Origin of the sequence: Rhodohalobacter halophilus, from assembly GCF_001715195.1 — a bacterium.
Classification (GTDB): domain Bacteria; phylum Bacteroidota; class Rhodothermia; order Balneolales; family Balneolaceae; genus Rhodohalobacter; species Rhodohalobacter halophilus.
This window is the reverse complement of the sequence record NZ_MDWE01000057.1, coordinates 1-24,245: the sequence shown is the minus strand read 5'-3', so window position 1 is coordinate 24,245 and position 24,245 is coordinate 1. Positions and strand designations below refer to the sequence as shown.

The 24,245-nt window shown below is 43.9% G+C and carries 20 protein-coding genes; 1 reads left to right on the top strand and 19 read right to left on the bottom strand.

Features of this window, described 5'->3' with window-relative positions; translation table 11 throughout:
- Positions 1 to 153: 153 nt before the first annotated feature.
- The 14 genes from BG260_RS12720 to BG260_RS12655 form a co-directional block, all read right to left on the bottom strand.
- A complete protein-coding gene (locus tag BG260_RS12720) occupies positions 154 to 3,531 on the bottom strand; it encodes a DUF4175 family protein (RefSeq protein WP_069133298.1) in 3,378 nt (1,125 codons plus the stop codon).
- A gap of 58 nt (positions 3,532 to 3,589) precedes the next feature.
- The gene (locus BG260_RS12715) at positions 3,590 to 4,465 is read right to left on the bottom strand and encodes an MBL fold metallo-hydrolase (RefSeq protein WP_069133296.1); all 876 of its coding nucleotides are present in this window, start codon (positions 4,463 to 4,465) and stop codon (positions 3,590 to 3,592) included.
- A gap of 98 nt (positions 4,466 to 4,563) precedes the next feature.
- On the bottom strand, positions 4,564 to 4,866 hold the full coding sequence (locus tag BG260_RS12710; RefSeq protein WP_069133294.1) for a cytochrome C oxidase subunit IV family protein: 303 nt from the start codon (positions 4,864 to 4,866) through the stop codon (positions 4,564 to 4,566).
- 22 nt (positions 4,867 to 4,888) lie between these two features.
- Positions 4,889 to 5,548, bottom strand: coding sequence for a cytochrome c oxidase subunit 3 family protein (locus tag BG260_RS12705; protein WP_069133292.1), 660 nt, complete (start codon positions 5,546 to 5,548; stop codon positions 4,889 to 4,891).
- A 19-nt stretch (positions 5,549 to 5,567) separates the two neighbouring features.
- The gene (gene ctaD, locus BG260_RS12700) at positions 5,568 to 7,307 is read right to left on the bottom strand and encodes a cytochrome c oxidase subunit I (protein ID WP_069133290.1); all 1,740 of its coding nucleotides are present in this window, start codon (positions 7,305 to 7,307) and stop codon (positions 5,568 to 5,570) included.
- Between the two features lie 3 nt (positions 7,308 to 7,310).
- Positions 7,311 to 8,252 carry a cytochrome c oxidase subunit II gene (gene coxB, locus BG260_RS12695; RefSeq protein ID WP_069133288.1) on the bottom strand — a complete coding sequence of 314 codons (942 nt, stop codon included), beginning with the start codon at positions 8,250 to 8,252 and terminating at the stop codon, positions 7,311 to 7,313.
- A complete protein-coding gene (locus tag BG260_RS12690) occupies positions 8,245 to 9,087 on the bottom strand; it encodes an SCO family protein (RefSeq protein ID WP_069133286.1) in 843 nt (280 codons plus the stop codon). Before BG260_RS12690 ends, coxB begins: the two co-directional genes overlap by 8 nt.
- A gap of 12 nt (positions 9,088 to 9,099) precedes the next feature.
- A complete protein-coding gene (locus tag BG260_RS12685; protein WP_069133283.1) occupies positions 9,100 to 9,612 on the bottom strand; it encodes a transposase in 513 nt (170 codons plus the stop codon).
- 21 nt (positions 9,613 to 9,633) lie between these two features.
- Entirely contained in the window at positions 9,634 to 10,833 is a 1,200-nt protein-coding gene (locus BG260_RS12680; protein WP_069133281.1) for a hypothetical protein, read from the bottom strand.
- 27 nt (positions 10,834 to 10,860) lie between these two features.
- A complete protein-coding gene (locus tag BG260_RS12675; RefSeq protein ID WP_069133279.1) occupies positions 10,861 to 11,847 on the bottom strand; it encodes a c-type cytochrome in 987 nt (328 codons plus the stop codon).
- A 115-nt stretch (positions 11,848 to 11,962) separates the two neighbouring features.
- A complete protein-coding gene (locus BG260_RS12670; protein ID WP_069133277.1) occupies positions 11,963 to 12,514 on the bottom strand; it encodes a DUF3341 domain-containing protein in 552 nt (183 codons plus the stop codon).
- A 4-nt stretch (positions 12,515 to 12,518) separates the two neighbouring features.
- Positions 12,519 to 13,955, bottom strand: a complete 1,437-nt coding sequence (gene nrfD, locus BG260_RS12665; protein ID WP_069133275.1) for an NrfD/PsrC family molybdoenzyme membrane anchor subunit — start codon at positions 13,953 to 13,955, stop codon at positions 12,519 to 12,521.
- Positions 13,956 to 13,987: 32 nt separating this feature from the next.
- Positions 13,988 to 17,026 (bottom strand): TAT-variant-translocated molybdopterin oxidoreductase, encoded by a 3,039-nt coding sequence (locus BG260_RS12660; RefSeq protein ID WP_069133273.1) that lies wholly within the window; start codon positions 17,024 to 17,026, stop codon positions 13,988 to 13,990.
- A 50-nt stretch (positions 17,027 to 17,076) separates the two neighbouring features.
- A complete protein-coding gene (locus tag BG260_RS12655; RefSeq protein WP_069133271.1) occupies positions 17,077 to 17,721 on the bottom strand; it encodes a cytochrome c3 family protein in 645 nt (214 codons plus the stop codon).
- A gap of 462 nt (positions 17,722 to 18,183) precedes the next feature.
- On the opposite strand from BG260_RS12655, the gene BG260_RS12650 reads away from it, so the two are divergent.
- Positions 18,184 to 18,753, top strand: coding sequence for a DUF420 domain-containing protein (locus BG260_RS12650; RefSeq protein ID WP_069133269.1), 570 nt, complete (start codon positions 18,184 to 18,186; stop codon positions 18,751 to 18,753).
- Positions 18,754 to 18,785: 32 nt separating this feature from the next.
- Here BG260_RS12650 and BG260_RS12645 read toward each other — a convergent pair whose 3' ends face one another.
- The 5 genes from BG260_RS12645 to BG260_RS12625 form a co-directional block, all read right to left on the bottom strand.
- Positions 18,786 to 20,036 carry a helix-turn-helix transcriptional regulator gene (locus BG260_RS12645; protein ID WP_069133267.1) on the bottom strand — a complete coding sequence of 417 codons (1,251 nt, stop codon included), beginning with the start codon at positions 20,034 to 20,036 and terminating at the stop codon, positions 18,786 to 18,788.
- 33 nt (positions 20,037 to 20,069) lie between these two features.
- On the bottom strand, positions 20,070 to 20,909 hold the full coding sequence (locus BG260_RS12640; RefSeq protein ID WP_069133265.1) for a transposase: 840 nt from the start codon (positions 20,907 to 20,909) through the stop codon (positions 20,070 to 20,072).
- Positions 20,910 to 21,020: 111 nt separating this feature from the next.
- A complete protein-coding gene (locus BG260_RS14205) occupies positions 21,021 to 21,881 on the bottom strand; it encodes a hypothetical protein (RefSeq protein WP_069133263.1) in 861 nt (286 codons plus the stop codon).
- A gap of 167 nt (positions 21,882 to 22,048) precedes the next feature.
- Positions 22,049 to 22,975, bottom strand: coding sequence for a glycoside hydrolase family 2 TIM barrel-domain containing protein (locus BG260_RS12630; protein ID WP_069133261.1), 927 nt, complete (start codon positions 22,973 to 22,975; stop codon positions 22,049 to 22,051).
- 442 nt (positions 22,976 to 23,417) lie between these two features.
- Positions 23,418 to 24,122, bottom strand: coding sequence for a metal-dependent hydrolase (locus BG260_RS12625; RefSeq protein ID WP_069133259.1), 705 nt, complete (start codon positions 24,120 to 24,122; stop codon positions 23,418 to 23,420).
- Positions 24,123 to 24,245 lie beyond the last annotated feature (123 nt).

Below are 24,245 nucleotides of genomic sequence, written 5' to 3'. Positions count from 1 at the left end.
AGAGTTTTCTTCGTTGATGATTGGGATAAATCTGAAATTGAATATCAAAAATTTGCAGATTCTGTTTACTGCCTGAATATGATAAGATTTTGGGGAAATAAATAAGGGATAACTTACTCTGCAATAGCGATTTATGTAAAAATATGTTTGTTATCAATCCGGTTGAACGGACTGCTGTTCAAATCTTCGGAGCTGTTCAAAATAACGCTCAATAAGTCTCTGGAATGTTTCTGAAAAAGGAGTAAAGTTTGGGTCCTGCAAACGGGTTCGAATCTCCTGTTCAAGCTCTTCAATGGTCATCTCCGGTGGGAGAGTCCGGTCATATTCTGAAGAAGCTGTTCCTTCCCGTTCATCCGTCTCACCACGCTGCTGTAGAGCCTGTTCGGCATCGAGCATTCGCGAAAGGATGTTTTGCTGGCGCTGATTCATAATCGGATCGGTAATGCCCCCTCTCATATCATTGATTGATTCTTCCATCTCTTCAATCATTCTCTCTATTTCACTGAGAGCTCGATCGCCGGAATCCAATTCACCTCTCTGCTGAAGTTCTCTAAGCTGTCTGCGTATCTCATTTTGCTGCCGGGCTAACTGATCCAGTCGCTCTGCCTGTTCCTGGCTCAATCGATCTCCCTGCATATCGTTGATGAGTTCCTGAAGCTGTTGATTGAGCTGCTGTTGATCTCCCGACATATTTTGAAGCTGCTCTATCATCTGCTGCATACTCATTCCGCTACCGGACCCTCCCTGTTGATCCATCAGTTGATCGATGAGTGAGGCAAGCATGGAAGCAAGATCATTAATTCCGGCAAAAGCCTCCCGGGAGGCGATGGATGCATTTCGCTGATTACGTTCCACCATTTCATCCAGCGAATTATTTAAACTTCGTTCAACTTCAGCCTTTTTTCGGTTTATTTGATTGGGAACTCCGGGCAGTTCCGACGAAACCTTAAAAAGTGTGTCAGCAGTTATAGAAAATTGATCGGCAACTATTTTCTGGTTTCGGGCTAAGTCAACATAACCCTGGCTTCGGCTTCGTGTTTCTCCGGTATTGATGGTGATGTACTCCTGGGAATCAGACAGCTCCAGAAGTGTATACAGTGCATGTTGCAGAGCTAAAATATTCACCTGGATCTGTTGGCCGCTCATTTGACTTCTTGCGGCTCTGAACTCCTCAGACTGTTCCTTTAATTGCCGGGAAATTTCCTGCTGATCTTGCCGGGTTTGTTCATCTGTCTGCTGTTCACCCCGTTCCATTTGATCGGAAACCTGACTTTCGAGATCATCAAGTTTATCCGTTGTTTCATTGAGTCGATCCTGAGCCTGCTCTTTCAACTGCTGTAAACGCTCTCGTGCATTTCTCGGTGGATTCTGATCGAGGTTTTCAAGCTGTTCAGAAATCGACTCCAGATCATCTGAACTGTTTTGCAACTCATTGAGCAGCTCACCGGGGTTGGCCTCTTCATCCGGACTCAATCTTTCGGAAAGATCTTCGTACTGCCTGGCCAATTTATCCAGATCACTGTTCATTTTAAGCTGTTTAAAGAGCTCAACAGTTCGTTCCAGTCGTTCACGATAAAGATTTTCATTAAAGCTTACATTTTCGAGCGCCTGCTCAATCTCCTCAGGAGACATATTCTGTAGTGCATTCTGAAGTTCCTCCATAGCTTCGCGAAGCGCAGGATCATCCAGCTCTCTCATTAACTGTTGGAGCTCCCGGTAAGCTTTCTGAGTCTCTTCCGATATGTTATCATTACTCATCGTTTCATTTCGGAGCTGTTCAAACCGATCATTCATCTGTTGAACAGCTTCATCAATATCAGACTGCTGCTCTCTGATCTCCTCCAGAATCTGCTCCTCTTCAAATCCCCCTTCCGGATTTTGACGAAGTCTCTCCAAAAATTCCTGATACTCCCTCTCCATGTTTTGAAAGTTTTCAGAGATCTCATCCATATCTCCCTGGATATCCCGTTCCCTGCGGTCAAGTTCCTCAAAGCTTTCTGCAAGTGAGGGTACAATCAGTGTAACAGTATTGGATTCTCCGTACTTAGGACCTGAAACGGTATCGTTATCCCAGGCAACAATTTTAAACTCAACTCGATCGCGGGGGCGGAGCTCAAGATCACTTAAATTCCAGTTATAGCGTTCTGTATACCCATTTCCGGGGGATGACAAGTTAACCCGATTCTGAATCGGTTTATCTACAAATGCACGTTGTAAACTCCAGTGAAGTTCGGCCCTGGTTAAGCCAAAATCATCTGTAACCCGGTATTGAATGGGTAGTTCATCCGGACCGGAGCTGTGAACTGTTCCAACCGGTTCCAGAATGGTGACGGATGGAATACGATCTTCTGTAAGTTTTAAAATAGTTCGGTATGGATTTCGATTTTCAATTCCATCGGAATCAATCATCCGGAATGTCAGGGTGTCGGTCCGCTCCGGCCGGATCGAATAGGTAAAAGAGGAGTCAGATGAAATAGATTCAATGATTTCCTGTTCATTTCTGAATGAAATGTATATCTGCTCGATCGGTTTGTTACTCTTTCCCGAAAACGTGATTTCTGAACCCGGATAGAATGAAATATCAGAATATGGATACTCAATACGCGTGTTTTCGAGTCGGGTGTATTCGGGGGGAGTTACTTCGACAAATAGATGATCAAACCGGGGTTGTACACGAACATCTACACTAAATTCATTACTATAAAATGAATCCATTTCAATCCGATATCGGATATTTCCGGTCAGTTCAATCGGATTGGTTGTAAACGTTCCCTCTTCATTTTTTTGCATGGGCCAATTTCGAAAAGAGTCTTCTACATCTGTTTTAAAAGAGAAAAGAACGCGCTCTGGGATTTGCTCTCCATCAAACATTACAGTGGGGGTAAACCGGGCTCCCTGCTCTAAAAGAGTATCACCGGGCGCAACAACAAATTCAAACGGGTTGGGTTGAGTGTAGGTTGTCCAGAACGTTAGTGCCCGCTGGGCAGATTGACCCTCAAAAAATAGAAATGAGCCAAGTATTGAAGAGAGGAGTAAGAGAGTCAGGGCAGATTTTTGAAATATTTTGTAGACACTTTTCCCTTTAAGATAATTCTCCAATTGATTCCGGATCGTTTCTGTATCTGTGTGCTCCAGGTTTTTTCGAATTGCCGCATCCCGGAACAGGACAGAATTTTGATCGGGATAGAGATGAAGATCAATTGCATTCTGAACTTTTTGTTCAGCAATGGATTCAAGGAATTCGGAGTAAAAAAGGTGGAACGGGGTTGGTGTTGAGTGAGTCCGGAATTGTCTCCAGCCTAAAAATGCTGCGAGGAGAGTGAGTAAAAATGCAGCAGATTTAAACTCGGCAGAGAGATAGAACCAATGTTCCGAAAGAAAGAGCAGAACCAATCCGGCAAATAGAACCGATCCACCAATAAGTAAAGCTGAAATGTTGTGTAATCTGACCAACTTTGCATACCCTCTCTTAAGAAGCGATACCAGCTCCTCAGCTTTTTTATGCGCAGGATTAAGGGGGGAGTCAGACATTCAGTTTAATTACAACAGGGTTTATGAGATTCAAGCAACTAACGATTTTGATAGAGATTTATTCAATCTCAGAGATTTTAAGACTTCGATCCATCTCATATTTTCCTTTTTCGTTTTTCTTCAGTGTGATGATCTCATGGCTGGCGTCGTGTTCAAGGAAAATATACCAGTCATTTTCAACAGCCTGTTTTAAAAACACTTTTTTCTCTTCAAGTGTTTGTAATGGTTTCATGTCGTAGCCCATCACCCATGGTAGAGGCACATGTGCAAATGTGGGAAAAAGATCGGCAGCATAAACGATGGTTCGCCCTCCATCCGAAAAACGTGGCAACTGCTGCCCTTCGGTGTGTCCGTCGGCAATGAGCGTATCAAATCCTTCTTCGAAGGTGTGATTGTCTTCGGTGAGAATGAGCCGGCCGCTCTCCTTCATCGGGTTGATGTTTTCAGGAAAGAAGCTTGCCGTTTCCCGGTCGTTTGGATGAATAGCAGTTTGCCAGTGTCTGCGGTTTACGTGATAGCGAGCATTTGGAAAAACTTCGTAAAGATCTCCGTTTTCATCGTAGTCTGTGGTGCCGCCAGAGTGATCAAAATGGAGATGTGTGAACACCATATCCGTAATCTCTTCCGGCTCTACATCAATGCTTTTCAGGGAACTGATAAGATTGCTGTGCTCATAATCCAATGAGTAGATCTTCTCCATTTTCTTATCAAATTTATTTCCGCAGCCGTTATCGATGAGATAGACTCTGTTTGTTGCAGAGGACTTCACAACCATGCAGCGCATGGCCATGGGGATTCTGTTTTTCTCATCCGCCGGAATGAGTCGGCTCCAGAGTGTTTTTGGAACAACGCCAAACATTGCTCCGCCATCAAGCCTGAACCGGCCGGTTTCAATTGGGTAGAGTTCGAGGTTTCCAATCGTTAAACTGTTCATAAAATCAATCTTGAGGGGTTTAATTTCAGTTCAGGTAATGTAAACAAAAAAAGCCGATCTCGTAAGAAATCGGCTTTTGAATTTGGTCTGAATAGTGATCAGAATAACGGGGTTGGATCATTTCTGAAAAGTGTATCCAACAGGGTAATCCCAATCATTAATCCAAAAAAGATTAACGAGAAGATAAACAAAAGTGAGTTGAATTTGCTGTCCCAGTAGAGGTTCATGAAGAAGAGTACTACCAGTAGAGCTTTTACAACTGCGATTCCGATAGCCACGACAATATTCCATGGTTCAGGAATTTGAATCCATGTAACGGCTACGGTAACAAATGTGAGGAAAAAGAGTGCGATTCCGATTCCCCACAGAAATTTGGCTGATGAAATATGATGTCCACTCATGGTGTTAAAGAATTTTTTTCGGTTAGTCGATCAGGTAGAGTAATGGGAAAAGGAAAATCCAGATAATATCCACAAGGTGCCAGTAGAGTCCGGTGATCTCAACGGGGGTGTAGTATTCGCTGTGGAACACATTCTTTTTGGCTTTAACAACAAGCCAGATCATCAACCCGATACCAATGGTTACGTGAACCCCGTGCAGCCCTGTCATCATATAGTAGATACTGAAAAAGATGTTTGCTTTTTCATGCTCAAGGCCATCGTAGGTGTAGTACTCACCGGGAGCAATACCCTTGCCGAGTTTCTCGGAGTATTCGAAGTATTTAATCACCATAAACGTAAATGCAAGACCAATGGTGATGTAAAGGTTGTAGATCAATCCTTTAATCTGATTCAGCTGTGCTGAACGGATAGCCATTGCCACGGTAAGTGAACTACCAATTAGTACAAAGGTGTTGACCATCCCCCAAAAAGCGTTCAACTGTGTTGAAGCTTCGAGGTAGAGCTCAGGATACCATGAACGGTAAACGATGTAGGCTACAAACAGCCCGCCAAACATGAGGATCTCTGTAACGATAAAGACCCACATCCCCATTTTTGCAGATTCAAATTGCTGTTCACTGTCAACAAAATGATGCTGAACGTGATCCAGCCTTTTTTCCTCAGTTGCAGAAGTTGATGACATGATTTTTCGTTAGTTAGGTTTATGCTTTTTCTTGAGCTGATTCCGGTACGTCCACTGTCTCTTCTGCGTGGTGTCCGTTATGCTTTGATGCTACGCCAAGCTGAAACTCGGACATCGGCTTGTGGTAATCGTACGGTCCATTTATGATGACCGGAATATGTTCAAAGTTGTGCAGTGGCGGCGGTGAAGCTGTTTGCCACTCAAGAGCCCGGCTGCCCCAAGGATTCGGTCCGGCTTTTTTACCTTTGAACAAAGAGTAAGTCAGGTAAATCGCTACGATCAGGAAACCGGTACCCATCAGGTAGGCTCCAACCGTAGATGTCTGGTGAAACGGCTGAAACTGCTCCAGGTAGTTGAAATATCTTCGTGGCATACCCTGTGATCCCATGATAAACTGCGGGAGGAAGGTCATGTTAAATCCGATAAATAAGATACCGGCAGCAATTTTAGCCCAAAGCTCGCTGTACATCTTGCCAAACATTTTTGGCCACCAGTAGTGAATTCCGCCAAGGAATGCCATAACCATACCGCCGACCATTACGTAGTGGAAGTGAGCTACTACGTAGTATGTATCGTGAAGGTGTATGTCTACGGATAGTGCACCTACCATAATTCCGGTAAATCCTCCAATCATAAAGAGAAACAGGAAGATCATCACGTAGACCATGGGGGTTTTCATATCAATGGAGCCTTTATACATCGTGGCGACCCAGTTGAATATTTTAATACCCGTTGGAATACCAACCATAAAGGTTAGGAATGAGAATACCAGGTTTGCCAGTGATGACTGACCCGCTGTAAACATGTGGTGTCCCCAAACGAGGAAACCGATAAATGCAATAGCAAGAGAAGAGAGCGCAATCGCCCAGTACCCAAAAATGATCTTTTTTGAAAAGGTTGATACAACCTCTGAGATAATTCCGAAGCCCGGCACAATCATAATGTAAACGGCAGGGTGGGAGTAGAACCAGAAGAAGTGCTGGTAAAGTACCGGGTCACCACCAAGGGCCGGATCAAAAATACCAATGCCCAAAGCGCGCTCCATGGTGAGAAGCAACAGCGTAATGGCGAGCACCGGTGTAGCAAGTATCTGAATAATGGATGTGGCGTAGAGTGCCCACAGGTTTAGCGGGAGCTTTGCCCAGGTCATTCCGGGGGATCTAAGCTTATGAATCGTTACAATGAAGTTTACACCCGTTAAAATGGATGAGAACCCGAGTATAAAGACCCCGAGAGTCATCATAATCACATTTCCGCCGGTAGTTGCACTGTATGGAGTGTAGAAGGTCCACCCTGTATCCACACCTCCTGTTAAAATAGCGGTAAGTGTAAAAAGGGCACCGATCAGATAGATATAAAAACTTGCAAGGTTCAGTCGGGGGAACGCTACATCCTTGGCTCCAAGCTGAAGCGGCAATACAAAGTTACCCAGTACCGTTGGCACGGATGGCACAAGGAAGAAGAATACCATTATTGCCCCATGCAGGGTAAAGACCTGATTGTAAAGGTCAGCATCAAGGAAGCTTCTGGCAGGGGTCCATAGCTCAGTTCTGAGAATCAGCGCTAAAATACCGCCAACCAGAAAGAAAAAAGCAATAGAGGCAAGGTACATCAGGCCAATTTTTTTATGGTCAACGGTTGTTAACCACGCCCAGAGTCCTTTTTCCTCATTTAGATAATTCTTTTCAGGGTTTTCTTCCGGTTTATATCGCCGTACCTGAATTTTTTTATAAGTAGTGGATGCTTCGGATGTAGCCATGATCTATTGTAGGGTTTTTATATACTCGATAATTGCATCAATTTGTCTGTCGTCCAGGGTGCCGGCGTATGAAGGCATTACCGGCTGAAATCCTTGGTGAACTTTTGCATTCGGTTCCAGAATACTTTCACGGACATAATTCTCATCAAATTGTACGGTTTCGCCGTTTTCAAGCGGAACATCTGATCCCCATGCTCCCTGGAAGGTTGGCCCTGTGAGTCTGGATCCGTCTGTGGAATGACAGGTCATACATGCATTTTGTTGTACCAGCATCTCTCCGCGTTCAACAGGAGGGAGATCCTCACCTGAGCCGCCGGAAGTTTCCAGCCAATCTTCAAAATCTTCCTGTGAATGTACATGAACGGTGGCAAGCATATTGGAGTGAGCTGTTCCGCAGTACTCTGTACAGTAAACGGTAGACTCTCCCTGCTCAGTTGCTTCAAACCATACAGAAGTGTATCGGTTGGGCAGAACGTCCATTTTTACTCGAAAATCGGGCACGTAAAATGAGTGAATGACATCATCTGAGCTCATAATCAGCTTAACCGGACGATTTTCAGGAACATGAAGTTCGTTAACACTTACATTTCCATTGTCGTAGTGAAATTCCCATAGCCAGCTTTTCCCAACAACACGTACCTCATATGCATCAGATGGAGGGGAGATCTTTTTCATATAGGTAGAATAGCCCCAGCTAAATACAATGATGACCAAAATAAGCGGGATAACAGACCAGGTAATCTCGAGAATATTGTTGTGAGAAATTACCGGTGTAACATCATCGTCCGACTTTCTTCGATATCTCCAGGCAAAATAGAGCATCGTAAGAGTGATACCGATAATAAATATAAAGCTGGAAATATTGATGAAAGCGAACAATGCATCTGTTTCTCCGGCCAGAGTGCTTTTGGCCGGTGGAAGCATATATTCAATAAGTCTATTCATTTTCAGTTATTGATTTTGAGGATTGTGTAGATCGGCGCTCGCGCCTCCAAAAAATTCCAAGAAATATACCCAGAATAATCACGGTAGCCAAGCCACCGAGTTTCATAATGTTCATCGCAACGGGTACATAACTTTGCGATGAGGGATCGTAGGTAAAGCAATACATAATTACCTTATCCATGGCAGACCCAATATTACCTTCGGCTGCTTCATACAGTGCATTCCGAAGATCAAACTCTTTAAATGTAGCACCGTATAGATAACGGGTAATGACACCTTCCGGGCTCAACATCATGATACTGGCAAGGTGAACATATTCACCGGTTTGCTCATCATATTTGTATCGAAACCCGATTGCGTCTGTTAACTGTTTAATTTCTTCTTCATTACCTGTTAGAAAGTGCCACCCTTCATCTGCCCGTGGCCTGTCGAGTGACCGTAAATAGGATGCTTTGTTTTGAGTCGCAACTTCTGGGCCTTCCTCCGGGTCAATGCTAAATGAGATAATCGTATAATCGTCTCCGGGAGACCAGGCCAACTGTTCCACAACTTTATATACAGCGTCCAACACCAGAATACATAGGGTAGGGCATTCGTAATAAAGCGGATTTAAAAGAACAGGTTTTCCTTCTTCAATCAGATCACCCAGGCGAACTGAATCACCTTCGGAGTTGGCAAATTTCAGATCGAGGGGAATGGTATCCCCGAGCTTTTCATCAACACCAATTTCTTCGAGTATTTGCGGCTTTGCTTGATTTAACTGAGCAGATACCGAGATGGTGGAAAAAATGAAAAACACTGAAATCCATGCTGCGATTCTCAGTGCATTCTTCATAAAATTATACTGCTAATTGTTTTCATTAATGATCTCTGAGATAGCCTGATCAATTGGGATTCTATAAATTCCTTCTTCAGGGTCAACAACGCCGTAATTATTTAAAATTTCAGCATCTCGCTGCTGGATCTGCTGAATATCATAAAATTCGCTTTGCTGAGCTGATTGATCAGCTACTACAGTTGTTGTATAGCTGTGAACATAAAAGACAGAGAGAACAATTAATAAAACTAATCCGGTACCAAAAGCACTCCAAAAAACGATTCGTCTGTAATTTGGCAAGTCATAAGAAGCTCCGAACTCAACCGAGCGACCGTACTCTTCAGTTACATCAATGATCACACTGTCTTCATCGTCATCACTAACGTCTGTAACACCGGTTTCGCGCATCCAGTTTCTGATATCTTCTTCAGAAACACCGTGTTCTTGTGCAAGTTCCTGAATCTTACCGGCTTCACCGGATGCAGCTTTTAAAGCAATGGCTGCTTTTTCTTCTTCTGTAAACTTTTTTGAGCTGTTACTCATAACAAAAGACAATTAAATAGATTAATGATGATACTCTTTGTGCAGTGAATCCTGAAGATATGGATCGTTGACCGGAACCAGGTTATAACTCTTCAGTGTTTGGAAAAACATACCCATGAAAATTCCACCCAATCCAACAAGTGTGGTAATATCAAGCCAACTGATAGCCATTCCGTGGTGGTGGAGTGTAGGCATTACAATCCAGTGGATCTCAATAAAGTGCATAACAATAACCATAATGGCTGTAATCTTAAGCAATAAATGGTTGTGCTTAGACTCTCTGTTGAGCAGAAGAATAAATGGAATGACAAAACGTCCAAAAAGCAGTGCAAAGGTGATAAACTCCCAGCTTCCTTCCAGTCTGTGGTAAAACCAGAGTGTCTCCTCAGGTATGTTAGCGTAGTAAATTAGCAGAAACTGGCTAAATGCGATGTATGCATAAAATACCGTAAAACCGAAGAACCAGGCTCCTAGATCGTAGATATGTGCTTTCCCAATCACATCTTTCAGTATTCCGTTTTTATGCATCCAAAAAACCATTAAAAGAATAAACGGAAACAGTGCCTGGAAACTCATTGCAAAAAAGTAAACACCAAACATGGTTGAAAACCAGTGAGCGTCGAGAGACATCAGCCAGTCAAAACTTGCAAATGCTACGGTAAGTGCAAAAAGAAGTATTCCGGGCGCACTGAACTTTCGGAGCAGGGCGGTTAATCCCCAATTTTTGGTGCGATCCATCTCTACGGATGTTTTGTGCAGTTTATAACCCAAAAATCCCCAAATAGCAAAATAGATGATCTGGCGTATTATGAAAAACGGCTCATTCAGGTAGGCAGTTTTACCGGCCAGAATCGGGTCGTTCATTACATATTCTGTATTTGTCCAAGTAAAGAGGTTGCTCATTCCAAGAATTACTGGAATGAAGAACAACGCCCAAAGCCAAAGCCGAGAAAATAATGACTCAGGTATTCTTCTGATAACGGTGCCCCAGGATGATTTGGTAATGTGATGAACCATCACCAGGATCAGTGCAGCCAGGGCAAATGAGGTGAAGTAAGTAAAACTGGTCAGATATGAGAAGAAAAACTGATAATCATCCAAAAAGTAGCCCACTGCACTGGCAATGAGTCCCACGATACCGACGCCGTAAAAGGTCTTCGACAGATCTTTTTGAGCCGGGAATTGAACAGAATCAGTTATGTTTGGACTGTGTGAAGCCATGAATTTATTTCTTTTTAACGCTCAGTGTTAATTATCAGAAAGTGTTTTTAAGTACTCAATAATGGATTGAATTTCACCGTCGGAAAGATAACCGTAAGGAGCCATCACATTGTCATATCCTTCCACAATTTTAGCTCCGGGTTCTACAATCGATTCCCGAATATACTCTTCATCAGCTACGGTAGAAGATCCATCAGCGAAGTTACGTTCTGCTCCGTAAAGTCCTTCAAAAGTGGGTCCAACCAATGATGTTCCATCAACTGAGTGGCAGGCGTTACATGCATTTGCCGTAATAAGTTGTTGACCTCTTTCGGCAGAGACTTCCTCTTCGCCGGCAGCCGCAGCTCTTTGTGCAGCCCGTTCTTCTTCGGCAGCTCTACGTTCAGCATCTGCTTGACGCAGCTGGGCTAAATCGACATCATACCGTCCCATTTCTGATTCCTGCACATTCTGGCTGCGTTGCAAAGCTCTCACATAAGCAACGATAGCCCAACGGTCCTCAACTTTTATTTGAGAAGCGTAGGAAGGCATATTTCGAATTCCATTAGCAATTGCTGAATAGATCTCTCCATCCGGCATGTTGTAACTGGCTTCCCGATGGAAGGTAGGTGCAGGCACATAACCGTAACCGCCTGTCATAATAATTCCTTGTCCATCACCGGTACCGCCGTGACACATCTGGCAGTAAACCTCAAATTTGTCCTGCCCGCGGTATAGGAATGATTCTGTCAGTTCAAAGGGAATCTCATCAACAAATTCACCGTTTTCATCCACACCTTCAAACAGAACCGTATCATGACGAAGTTGTCCGCGAGCAACAGTTCCCTCCACGGGAGTGCGCATTGAACGTCCATCTGCAAAAAATCTATTTTCTTCCTGGGCATTAAATCTGTCCTGAAAGTCCATATTCTGCTGAGGGTGAATCGGTGGTTTTTCAGATTTTTGACCACGGCATGAGATCATCATGACAGAGATCAACAGTAGGGCACAAATTCTGGTTATGTTTAATTTCATCTGGCTGAACGAATTAAAATTAAAATCAGATGCAGCTCGCTACGTCTTGCCGTATGGCAGAGGCGCTGCTGTAAATTGCTATTTAAATTGAAACTTCTATTTAAACCGTTTCGGCTTAGTTGTCGTAAATTTCTTCGATATTAGTTCCACCGGCTTCTTTCAGCAGAGTTTGAACTTTGTCTGTGTCAAATTGAGGATCTTCTGCCTCAATGCATACAAAGAACCCGTCATCTGTTGCTTTTTTGAAGTTCTCGGATGTAAAAAGCGGATGATTAAACCGTGGGAGTCCGTTTAGGAAAAACATTCCAAATACAGCCCCAAATGCCGATAAAAGTACAGTCAGTTCAAAAATAACCGGTACCCATGCCGGGATATTCATCAGCGTTTTACCACTGATATTGAGTGGATAATCCGCCACCATCATAAAATAGATCATGGAAAAAGCACCAATCATACCTACAAGTCCGTGAGATACAACGATCCAGCCCAGTTTCGATTTGGGAAGATTCATCGCCTTATCAATCCCGTGAATAGGGAAGGGGCTGAATGTATCGTACTTTTTAAAACCACTCTGGTTGATTTTCTTGGCTGCATCGATGAGTTGTTTTGGATTCTTGAACTCAGCGAGTATGCCGTACATGTTATTTTCGTCCGTTGATTTACTCATCGCGTTATCCTTTTTGTGCAGAATCTTTTACAGGTTCAGGAATTTCAACTTTTGGTGGATTAAACTCACCGTTTTCATCGTAGTTGTGTGGGTCAGCTTGTGGAATTACTGCCTTCAACTCGGCAACTGCAACCATTGGCAGGAAGCGGAGGAAGAGAAGGAAGAATGTGAAGAATAACCCAAATGTTCCAACGTATGTGATTACATCCCAGAATGTTGGAGAGTAGTATCCCCACGAGGATGGAAGGAAGTCGGTTGAAAGCGATGTAACCGCAATTACGAATCGTTCAAACCACATTCCGATGTTAACTACAATGGATATGAAAAATGTAAATGCTACATTTCTTCGTAATTTCTTAGACCAAAATACCTGTGGTGAGATCACATTACAGGCAATCATAATCCAGTAGGCCCAGGCATACGGTCCTGTTGCCCTGAGAATAAAAATGGCTTTCTCATACTCAACACCGCCATACCATGCGATGAAAAACTCCATCAGGTAGGCAAAACCAACCATGGAGCCGGTAACCATAATAATGATGTTCATTTTTTCGATGTGATCGATGGTCATAATCTCTTCCAGACCATAGATTTTACGAACGATAATCATCAGTGTTAATACCATTGCAAAACCGGAGAATACCGCACCGGCAACAAAGTATGGAGGGAAAATGGTTGTGTGCCATCCGGGAATCAGTGAAACGGCAAAGTCAAAAGATACAATGGTGTGTACGGAAAGTACCAGAGGTGTAGCTAAACCGGCAAGAATCATGTACGATTTCTCGTAATTCCACCAGTGTCGGTTACTTCCTCTCCAGCCAAGTGCAAAGGTTCCGTAGGCAATTTTGGCAAATTTGCTCTTTACTCGATCTCTAAGCGTAGCTAAATCAGGTACTAATCCAACGTACCAAAAGAGAAGAGAAACGGTAAAGTAAGTTGAAACTGCAAATACGTCCCAAAGCAGTGGAGAGTTGAAGTTGGGCCACATTGCCATCTGATTTGGCAGTGGGAACACCCAGTAAATTACCCAGATACGACCCACGTGAATGGCCGGGAATATACCCGCACACATTACGGCAAAAATGGTCATAGCCTCCGCAAAACGGTTAATGGCTGTTCTCCAGTCTTGCCTAAAAAGAAAAAGAATAGCGGAGATAAGGGTTCCGGCGTGACCGATACCAACCCACCATACAAAGTTAATAATAGCCCATCCCCATCCTGCGGGGGCGTTCAATCCCCAAATTCCGGTTCCTTCCCAAATGAGGTATCCAATGGAGAACAGAAGTACAAACAGCAGAATATTGGAGATACCAAATGCAATGTACCACCCTTTAGGCGTGGGACGCATATTGATATCGGTAATCAGCGCTGTAAGACTCTTAAAATCGTGATTCCCCTTTACAAGAGCGGGTTCAGGAACGTATTCGTACGTTTTACTCATGTTAAATCAGTTGCGATTAAATATCCTGGTTATTAAGCCAATTCTGAGTTAGTATTTCGTATTTTTGCCAAATATGATGTTCTTGGACGAACGTTCATCTCTTCGAGCATCACATAATTTCTTTCATTCTGTTTGTGCTGTGATACTACACTGTTTTGATCTGTTAAGTCTCCAAATGTAATAGCGTTTGCAGGGCAAGCTTGCTGGCAGGCAGTCTGTACTGAACCGTCAGCAGGTTTTTTGGATCCAGTATCAATCTTAGATTGAATTTTAGCCTTGTTAACACGCTGAACACAGTAAGAGCACTTCTCGATAACACCTCTGAACCGAACCGTTACATCCGGGTTCATTGCCATCTGGATGATTTCCGGATCGTCGCCGGTTGTCAAATACTCTTTGGTATAGTTAAAGAAGTTGAATCGACGAACTTTGAACGGACAGTTGTTTGCACAGTATCGGGTACCGATACAGCGGTTGTAGGTCATCTGGTTCATGCCGTCTTCACTGTGTGTTGTGGCTGCAACCGGGCAAACCTGCTCACAAGGTGCAAGCTCACAATGCATACACGGTACCGGCTGGTGGTACACTTTAGGATTATCCCGATCGCCTTCGAAGTAGCGGTCAGTTCTAATCCAGTGCATAATTCGTCTTCGGCCCACTTCACGCTTACCGATAACCGGAATATTATTCTCAGCCTGGCATGCGATGGTACAAACTCCACAACCAAAGCAGGCATTCAGGTCAATTGCCATTCCCCATTGCGGCTGGTGATCCGGTCCATACTGCTCATTGAAGAGAGAAACCGGTCCGCGATCATCGCCTTTCTCTTTTGCTTCCTTCATGCCGGGAACTGCAAACCCATGAATGCTTTCAAACGATGCAAAATCAGGGTTTTCGCGATATTCTTCGAGAGTTGCCTCACGAACCATGTCGCGGCCTTCAATATTGTTGTGATCCTGAACGCAGGCAATTTCATACATCGAACCTGTTCTCTCAACCTGTGCGGACTGATAGTACATCGCCTCGCTGGTTCTGAGAGGGTAGGTGTCTACTCCAACTCCGTCAGCCACACGGCCAACATTTTGGCGACCGTATCCTACCGTAAGAGTGATGGAGTCATCTGCGTGTCCGGGTAGAACCCAGGCGGCAATTTCAATCGTATTACCACCGGCCGAAATCCGAACTGTTGGCACATCATTCGATTTAAAACTCTGTTCCGGTGGCAGACCGAGTGACTCTGCAGTAGTTGGGCTCATCAATGCTACATTGTCCCAGGTAATTTTTGTCATCGGCTCAGGGAGCTCCTGCAGCCATCCGTTATTTGCAAATCGACCATCAAACAGGGTTGCATCCGGCTTGATGTTAATTTCAATTCCATCTATCGGCGATGCAGAAAGGTGCGGTCTGATGTTGGAAGCAAAACCGGATTGAAGTGATACATTCACTGCATCAAATCCGGAAGTGGTTTTATCAATTCCGTCGTGCAGAACTGTTTCCCACTGTCTATTAAAGTCAGAAGTGAAGTAGTTTCTCCATGTATCTTGAACCAGATCGTAACCGTTGCTCGCTTCACCGGTAAGCAGCGTGTTCAGAAACTCAACTTCACTGAATCCGTCAAATAGCGGCTGAATTTGTGGCTGAATAACCGATCTGTATCCCGTGTAAGAGTAGCCATCCCCCCAAGCTTCGAGGAAATGAGCTCTGTTCACGTGCCAGTTACACGCTTTTGACGTTTCATCCACATAATCAGACAGATGAATTGTTGTACCGGCATTAGAAAGGGCATCAGAAAAGTTTAAGTCTGCAGGGGCTGTAAACACAGGATTTGTTCCAACCAGTACTACCGTATCGTATGCGCCGCTGTTGAGATTTCTAACAGCCTCAATAAACGCCTCTGTTTGATGGCGATCGTCTGAGAATGGTACTTCATGATAGGTTACGGTTTCACCTGCATTACCCAGAACGCGGTTCATTGCTGCAACCGCTGCATGGGCCGCAGCAGAGTGGTCAAATCCAATACTTACCACGGACGATCCGCCGTTAGATATCAGCTCATCAGCTAATCGGTTTACCCAGTCGTGGTTTGTAAATACATTGCTGACATTACTAAATGCGGATAGACCACTCAGGCTTTCAGACAGTTTAGCTGCCAGGGCATAAGTGAACGGTTCAATTTCTGAAGTTTTTAGACGGAGCCGATGATCGGCATAGGAACCGGTGGATGTAAAGGAGTTTTCAACACAGTAGATTCTCGACATGGAGTCTTCAGTGCTGGTAACTTTGCGCCGCCCGGTTAGTTTAAAAGCATTTTCAACACTGTTTTTATGGCCGTAAGGGCTCATAAAGTCATCATTCAGTGCAACCACTACATCGGCCTTGTCATAATGGTTTACCGTTCTGAGCCGACGGCCAAATGCCATATTCGTTCCTTCAAGGGCATTGTCCTCATTAAACGGTTCGTAGGTTACCCATTCTGCATTAGAAAACGTTTGAAGTGCATTCTCTTTCAACCGATTGTAAGTAGGAGAGGAGTTTGCTTCACTTATAAAGAGAATTCTGCGGTTTCGGTCAGCAAAATGCTCAGAGGCAAAGGTAACAAAGTCAGAAGCTGAAACCTGCTCACCGTTATTGCGGGGTGCGCGCGACCTGTCCGGGTCGTACATGTTCAAAATACCCGCTTGATTGTAAATATTTGTTCTTCCGCCGCTTGAGGGATGCTGATCATTCCCTTCCAGTTTTGTTGGGCGGCCTTCATTATTCTCAACAAGCAGCCCGGTAACCGTATCCTGAAATGGCATACTTGTGGCGTAGAAATTTGGCTCACCAAGTACCAGGTCTTCGGGTTGTTTATTATAAGGTAAAATCTTTTGTACCGGTTTACGGCACGATGCAAAACCTGCCAGCGCAATTGAAGCACCCATCACCCTTAAGAAGCTGCGGCGGGAGACCTGGTCGGTCATTTCTGTAGCGTTTTCGGGAAACTCCCTTTCAGCGTACTTCTTGTACTCTTTATTTTTGGCAAGTTCGTTTAAACTTTTCCAGAAAGTAGTTTGATTTGACTGATCACTCATTCTTTACAGAATATTAAATTGAAACTCAGGGTTTGAATTAGATCAAACAATTAATAGTGGCAACTCTGGCAGTAGGTCGGTGCATTGATATTATGCTTCGCTACCAATTCACGACCAAGTTCAAGTTGGTTGTCTACAGAATATCCCATTGTAGTTACTTCCGATACCGGTCGTACATGTTTTTCCGGTTCTCTGTGGCAATCAATACACCAGCCCATACTTAAAGGTTCAGCCTGATGAACTACCTCCATTCTGTCTATTCGACCGTGACAAGACTCACAGCCAACGCCAACATTTACGTGTGCAGCGTGATTAAAATAGGCGTAATCGGGAAGCATGTGAACACGTACCCACTCAATTGGTTCACCGGACTCCCAGCTGTCACGTACAGGCTGAAGGAGTTCAGAATCAGTTTTGATTTGACTGTGGCAGTTCATACAGGTTTGAGTAGCCGGGATATTAGCATGCCTGGACTCTTCAACCTGCGTGTGGCAGTATTGACAATCCAGCCCAAGCTGGCCTGCGTGTACTTTATGAGAAAATTCAACTGGCTGTTCAGGAGCATAGCCAACATCGGTAAACTCAGGGGAGAAGAAGTACCATATACCGAATACCAGCGTATTTAACAGTATGATTGAACCTACAAGAATTCGTTTGGGCGCTTCATCTGCCCATTTTGGAAAAATCTGAGCCATAAGATCTACTGAAAAATTATCAATTTCTTTTTCGAAATATTACCGAAGTCAAATCAGCCATGAAGGTAGCGAAAATTATAAATTCTGCATACCCAAACTGAGCTGTTGTGAAGTATTTAAAACGATTCTAAATAGATCGTCCCCGGTAAACATCATTTTTAACAATTGCTCACAAAGATAGCAGACAGTTCTATAAATTGCTTAAAAAAAGAGCGCTTTTTTTGATTGCTTAACGGTTTCTGTAAAAAGGGCTAATCGGATGATTCAATCTTATTAAGAAAAATCTATGCATCCGTATTATTTAGGAATGTTGATCAGGTTATGAGGTGTTAGGGAATTTCAATTTTCAAACTCTCAGAATAGATATATAACAACTGATTTTCGAAGAATTATATCAGGAATCTTGTATTTTCTGTGCGAGCTAAACAACAGTAAAAATTTTGATTCACCTACATCATTACCATGAATAAACCCAACAGCGATGAGCTTACCGTCGAATTTATCAAGAACATCAGTGTACCCAAGGCAATAGCTACTATTCTGCTAATCAGCGGGCTGGCATTTCTCTTTTTAATATGGTTGATCTACTTCAGGGAGACAGCAGACGAAACGGCTGCATGGGTTGCAAATCTTCCGGCACTGAACGCCATGCTGAACAGTGCAAGCACAGTACTCATTCTGTTTGGGTTTGCCGCAATAAAAAGGGGGGAGTTTGTGAAACACATGAAGTTTATGCTTACGGCATTTATAACATCTTCCCTTTTCTTAATCAGCTACCTGGTTTACCACAATTTTGTGGGGCATACACCCTTTCCGGGGGAAGGGATCATTCGGCCGGTCTACTTTTTTATATTGATATCTCACATTATTCTGTCGGCGTTTGTTGTGCCTTTGGTTTTAACCAGTTACTACTTTGCCTTCTCAGGTAAATTTTCGACGCATAGAAAAGTGTCGAAATGGACCTTGCCGATATGGCTCTATGTTTCAGTGACCGGAGTGGTGATTTTCTTTATTCTGAATGCGTATGTATAACAGACCTGAATGTCAAGAATGCCTAATATCGATCAGATAGAGTTTAAGAACTCATGGAGATCCTGCTCGGTATCCAGGTCGAGCTTTTTGCGAAGCCTGGACCGGTTGATGTAGACACTGGAAGGCTGGATATTCATGAACTCGGCAATCTCTTTGGAGTTGAAGCCCAGTTTGAGGTAAGCACAGAGCCGCAGGTCGTTACTGGATAACTGAGGAAAATTTTCCATCATGCGCCGGTAAAAATCCTGATGGAGCTGATCCATCTGGATTTCAAACGTGTTGTCTTCGTCTGTAGAGTAGGAGTCCAGCATCTTCTGGATCTCTTTTAATTTCGTTTTTGGAACGTCGCCCTCTTTCTGAAACGTTTTCAGTTTTCCTTTCAGTTTTTCGATCAGCCGGTTTTTGTCCTCATTTTCCTTCGTCTTGTTGGCAAGTTCAATGGTTTTTTCTCTCAGTTTCTCTTTAAGCTGATTGTAATCTTCCTGAAGGCGCTCCTGCTCCAGCTTCAGAATTTTTCGACGATGCTTTTCGGCTTGTTGTCGGAGCGTCTGTTGCTGATTTAATAGGTGCTCTTTCTCCTGTTTTCTGAGGGTGTACTGCTGCCAGAGATAAAGCAGATAGAGCAGGCCGGTTGCAAGAAGAAGATACATTATATATGCATACCAGGAGTGATACCAGGGCGGGGCTATACGAAAGGAGAGTGTGGTTTCATCGTAAATCTCGCCTTGTTTCATAGCCCTCACGGTCAGCGTGTAGTTGCCGTATGAGAGATTAATCAGGTTTAAACCGGTCTCCGGCGACCATGCACTCCAGTTTCCACCGCTGTTTAACTGATACTGATACCGCATATCCTGCTGATTAGGGACCAGATATTCGACCCGGATGTTATTTAACCGGTGTGAAATCGTCTCCCCCTCAAAGAAAGATATTCGTTCTTCATTGTTATAGGCTTCAACCTGTCTGAACTGCAGAGTTGGGTTTCCTGTAATTCCGTTTGTTTCACGATTGTAGTAGCGGAACGCAAAACCGTTGTAGAGTGGGAGAAATTCGATTTCGTTGTTCAGTACAGCCGAGCGATAAATCCAGGGCATCAGGTTTTCCGGTGCAGATTGATAATCAACTCTTCGCTGTTGGGTAAAACTTGTATCTGCCTCACTATAAAAGTATTTAAAATCGTCTGTGAGGACCTGAACATTGTCATCACGAAATGAAAGGTAGAGATTATCGCCATCAAACTCGTCTACAAGAAAAATGGTGCGGCCAGGTACTGTGTTAAAAATCAAGATAAACTTTTATTTTGTGGTCATAAAAGAACATCATGATGCTTTCGCATGTGATGTATCTACTGTAGCCTTGTCTTTTGGCAGGGCTACTTTTTTTTGATGTTTGGCTTGTTGATCTTTGATGACCTGGGGATCATACTGTTGCCTGTTATTCCACAGCGTGTACATATAGGTTAGTAGCTTTTTCTGCACCGCCACGTGTGCCTTCATTTTGATGTCGTGTTTGTTTTTCAGCCTTTGATACAATTGGTACATGGGCCCTTTTTTTCTGCGAACAATCACTCCGGCCGGCATATACATCGCACGACGAATATATTTAGAGCCCTGCTTGGAAATTTTGGGTTTCCCGGACCACTTCCCGGATTCCTTGATCACCACATCATAGCCACTATAGCTGATAAGCTGGCTAATGGAGCTAAAACGGGCAAATCCATTGGTTTCGGCCAGCACCGTGGCAATGGTGAGTAGCCCAATCCCGGGAATGCTCCTCAGGCGGGCAATCTGTTCGCACAGATCTTTTCGGGAGCGCAACTGCTGATAGATACGCTGGGTGAGCCGATCAATTTGGGTGCTAATGACTCCTATAGCTTCTTGCAATGCTTGCTCAGCTTCTCCACCCGGTTGTCCGCTATGGGACAGGGCATGAACTTGATTACGGAGTTGGGTGCGCTGCTCCATTAAGCTCCCACGCGTGCGGGTGAGCTGTCTCAGGTTGCGCCAAAACCGGTCAATCCCGGCCCACTTCGAAAGCTTTCGTTCGGCGCCCATCAGCGCCAGCCCGTAGGCATCGATTTTGTCGGTTTTACTGCGCAGCCCCCGCGATTGCATGTAGCGCTTGGCTTGGCTGGGCAATACCACACTGACCGAGTGCATCTGAGTAAACAGTGCTTAGACGGATTTTGGAAGTACCAGGTTGGCTCGATTCCAACTAAATAGGCTCAGAGTAAAGATTACAACGTACCTATGCAATCTTTGATCACCTGGTTAAGTTTGGTCCTTTAAACATATGAGATCGTAATTCCCGACGGAGCGGCTGTACTTCACCAACACGGCTGGGTTTGCTCCCCACCACAATTCAGGACCAAATGCGAGTGTTAAACCTTCCAGCTCTTTCTTCCCATCCATTTCAAAACCGAAAGGTGCAATACCGTTATAGATGTCGATCTGCTCACCGTAGTTTGCCTCCGGGTAAAGACCGAAGAAGTCGCCTTCATATCCCCAGTGGTAGTGACCGGTGCGGTAAAACCCTGTCAGGTTAAACCACTCATGATTCCAATCGTATGTAGCACTGTAAAGCTGAACCCTGTTTAGAGATTCTGCAGTAATGTTTTTATCTCTGCCCATCAGTTCGACGGAGCGCCCTCGATTTTCATAAAAGATTTCATCAATCGGGTTACCGGCTACGTTACCCAGAACATTGAACTCAACTTCGGCTCTGACGTTTGGTACAGGGTTCGCTTCAACTCCAACGTAAATGGATTGCATATGATCAAAACCGAGCTGATCAGGATAAACCTGATTTCTTGGGTTCGCCTCCTCCGGTGTTGTGAGCAGACTTCCGCCGGTATTAAAGGTTGAGAAGTTGGCTGTAAAACGGCTCAGCCTTATCTTGCTGTTTCTTTCACTTTGCAGGGCGGCTTTATCTCCTCTCGCTCGCAGGGTAGCTTCCGAGATAGAGATGCTGTTGAAATGCTCCTGCACATCTTCTACAGTTGTTCCCGGCGCGTATGGGTTAAATTCATGCGCTTCTTTCAATACATAGTAAGCGGCTCTCGGGTATAGATCATAAAGTCCCATGCTGTTGGTAGGGCCTTTAGCGGCTATTCCAAACCACTCTTCATTCATATTATTCTGACCTTCAACATAATCACACTCATTTATCCGCCATTAGCCCACGAGGCTTCCGTATTTTGTATATCAAGATCTTCGGTTTGTCCATATTTCCACCAGCCGTCGCTAAACTGAAAGGTGAATCCGCCAAGAGAAATCCCTGTTTTTCCTAATCCGGCAGCTTATTCATAGATCTCTCTCCAGTTGCCATGCTTGTAGTATGCCTGGCAAGCTTGATCCTCTTCATTTTTAATTACGTTAAATGCATCTGCGCCAAACTCCGTAAACAGCAGTGGTTTGTTATATTCATTTTTTACACGATCAAAGAGATCTGTGAATGAAACGCCCCGATACACATTTGCTCCAAAAATATCGATGTCGGGACTGTATTCAACCAGAAGATCGAGAAAGAGCAGGTCACCATTGGCAATGGCAATCGGCCGGTCTTGGTCAACTTCTTTCATGGCCAGCGCCGCCTCGTTGAAAAGTCTGTACATATGGCGTGCTCTTTCCGTAGAAATTCTGTCTTCAACAGGAATGTCCTCAGTTTCAGCTCCACCCCAGAAGAGGCCATAATTATTTTCGTTCCCCAACAAATAGAGGAGAAGGCCTCTGGTACCTTTATATTCATTGGCCAGCTCGGTTACCTCTGATAGAAGTAGTTCGGCAACAGGTTCATCAGAGTATTCTGTGTTCTCCATCCATACACCATTAACGGTAACTCCATATCGTCCAAATGCATGGTTCAACATGGTATAGATCCCGTAATTGTCGTAGATATACTCAATCCAATGTTTTGGGATTCCGGTATAGACCCGAATCGCATTGACTCCCATATTCTGGAGCAGCTGCATCTCGTTGTCTAGTGCCTGACGAATAATATTGGGTGACTGATCCCATATGCTGTATGAGTGGTTTGTTCCGATGGGGAAGTAGTCCCAGTTCATTCCATTAACAATCATCGGTTCCCCATTAACCAATAACCTGAATCCATCCTCGCTTTCTTCCACAACCACCCTGTCGCCAGAGGTCTGTGCAGTAAGAGTAGTTGAAAAAAGCAGAGTGAAACCCAGAAGTGCGAGTAAGAGTAGAGTAATTTTCGGCTTCATAATTTCGTATTTGTTGTACTTTGGCCACTCAGTATTTGAGTGGTGTGATGGAGGCCAGAGTTTTCTGATCTCTACATTAGAGTGCCATCCGAAGGGTAGTATTTCAAGATATACATTACATATACAGACTTCTCTGAAAGCGCTTTTTTACACCATAAACGGTGTTTAAATGATAACAATCAGATAATCTTGAACTTTTGATATCAAAAAATGGAAGCCGAAAAAAATGTGTCTGTATATGCTTTTTAAAGATGGGGTGCAGTGCTTTTAACTAAACCGGATAGAAATATCTAAATATTGGCGGGGGGAGAGGGCCGGAAAATAAAAAAGGAGCAGATACTCTTTAAATGTGTCAGTTATTGAATAAAAAAATAGCAGATGGAAAATCTCAGGAATTTTCCATCTGCCGGAAATATGAACTGAGTAGTGATGGTTTTACCAGTTAACCCAAAAACTGATCTCCGGGTTTGGGCATTTGAACATCAGCCTCTGAGTACTCAGCAACAAACTCTTTAAACTCTTCCGGATCACCCGTTAGCACAGGGAATGTACCGTAATGAATGGGTACAGCAATTTTTGGCTGCAGCATATCCACACAAATTGCAGCTTCCTGCGGACCCATTGTGTAGTAATCTCCGATGGGCACAGCGACGACATGAGGCTGATACATATCGCCGTATAGTTCTAAATCACCAAAGACATTCGTATCTCCGAGATGGTAGAAACAGATGTCATCTTCAAAGGAGATGATCAATCCGCCGGCTTCTCCTGCATACTCACCTTTAAACGAAGAGCTGTGATTCGCATCCACAAGTGTTACCGAAAAGTCGTCAAAATGGATGGTTCCGCCCTTATTGAATTCAACACGCTGGTCTTCTTCAAGCCCATGCTTTTTTAGCAAATGAGACAGTTCTACCTGTGCAACCACTTTACAGCCGGTTTTTTTGGCAATATCCAATGTATCTCCCACATGATCTTCATGTCCGTGGGTGAGCAGAATGTAATCTACATCATCCGGATTTTTCTGATCATCGGGTGTGGTTGGATTTCCCGAAAGAAAAGGGTCGATGTAGATTACTTTTCCGGATGGAGATTCAAGTCGAAAGGCGGAGTGTCCCAACCACCATGCTTTTATTTTGGTATCCATGTTGTTTTAATCATTATGTTAGCGATTCAATTTTTCCTGCTGCTCCCTTAACAAATTCGACAAATCAATCGTTGACAATAGCTAACGGGAATGTTATTAATATAGAAAGTCATTATAAACTAT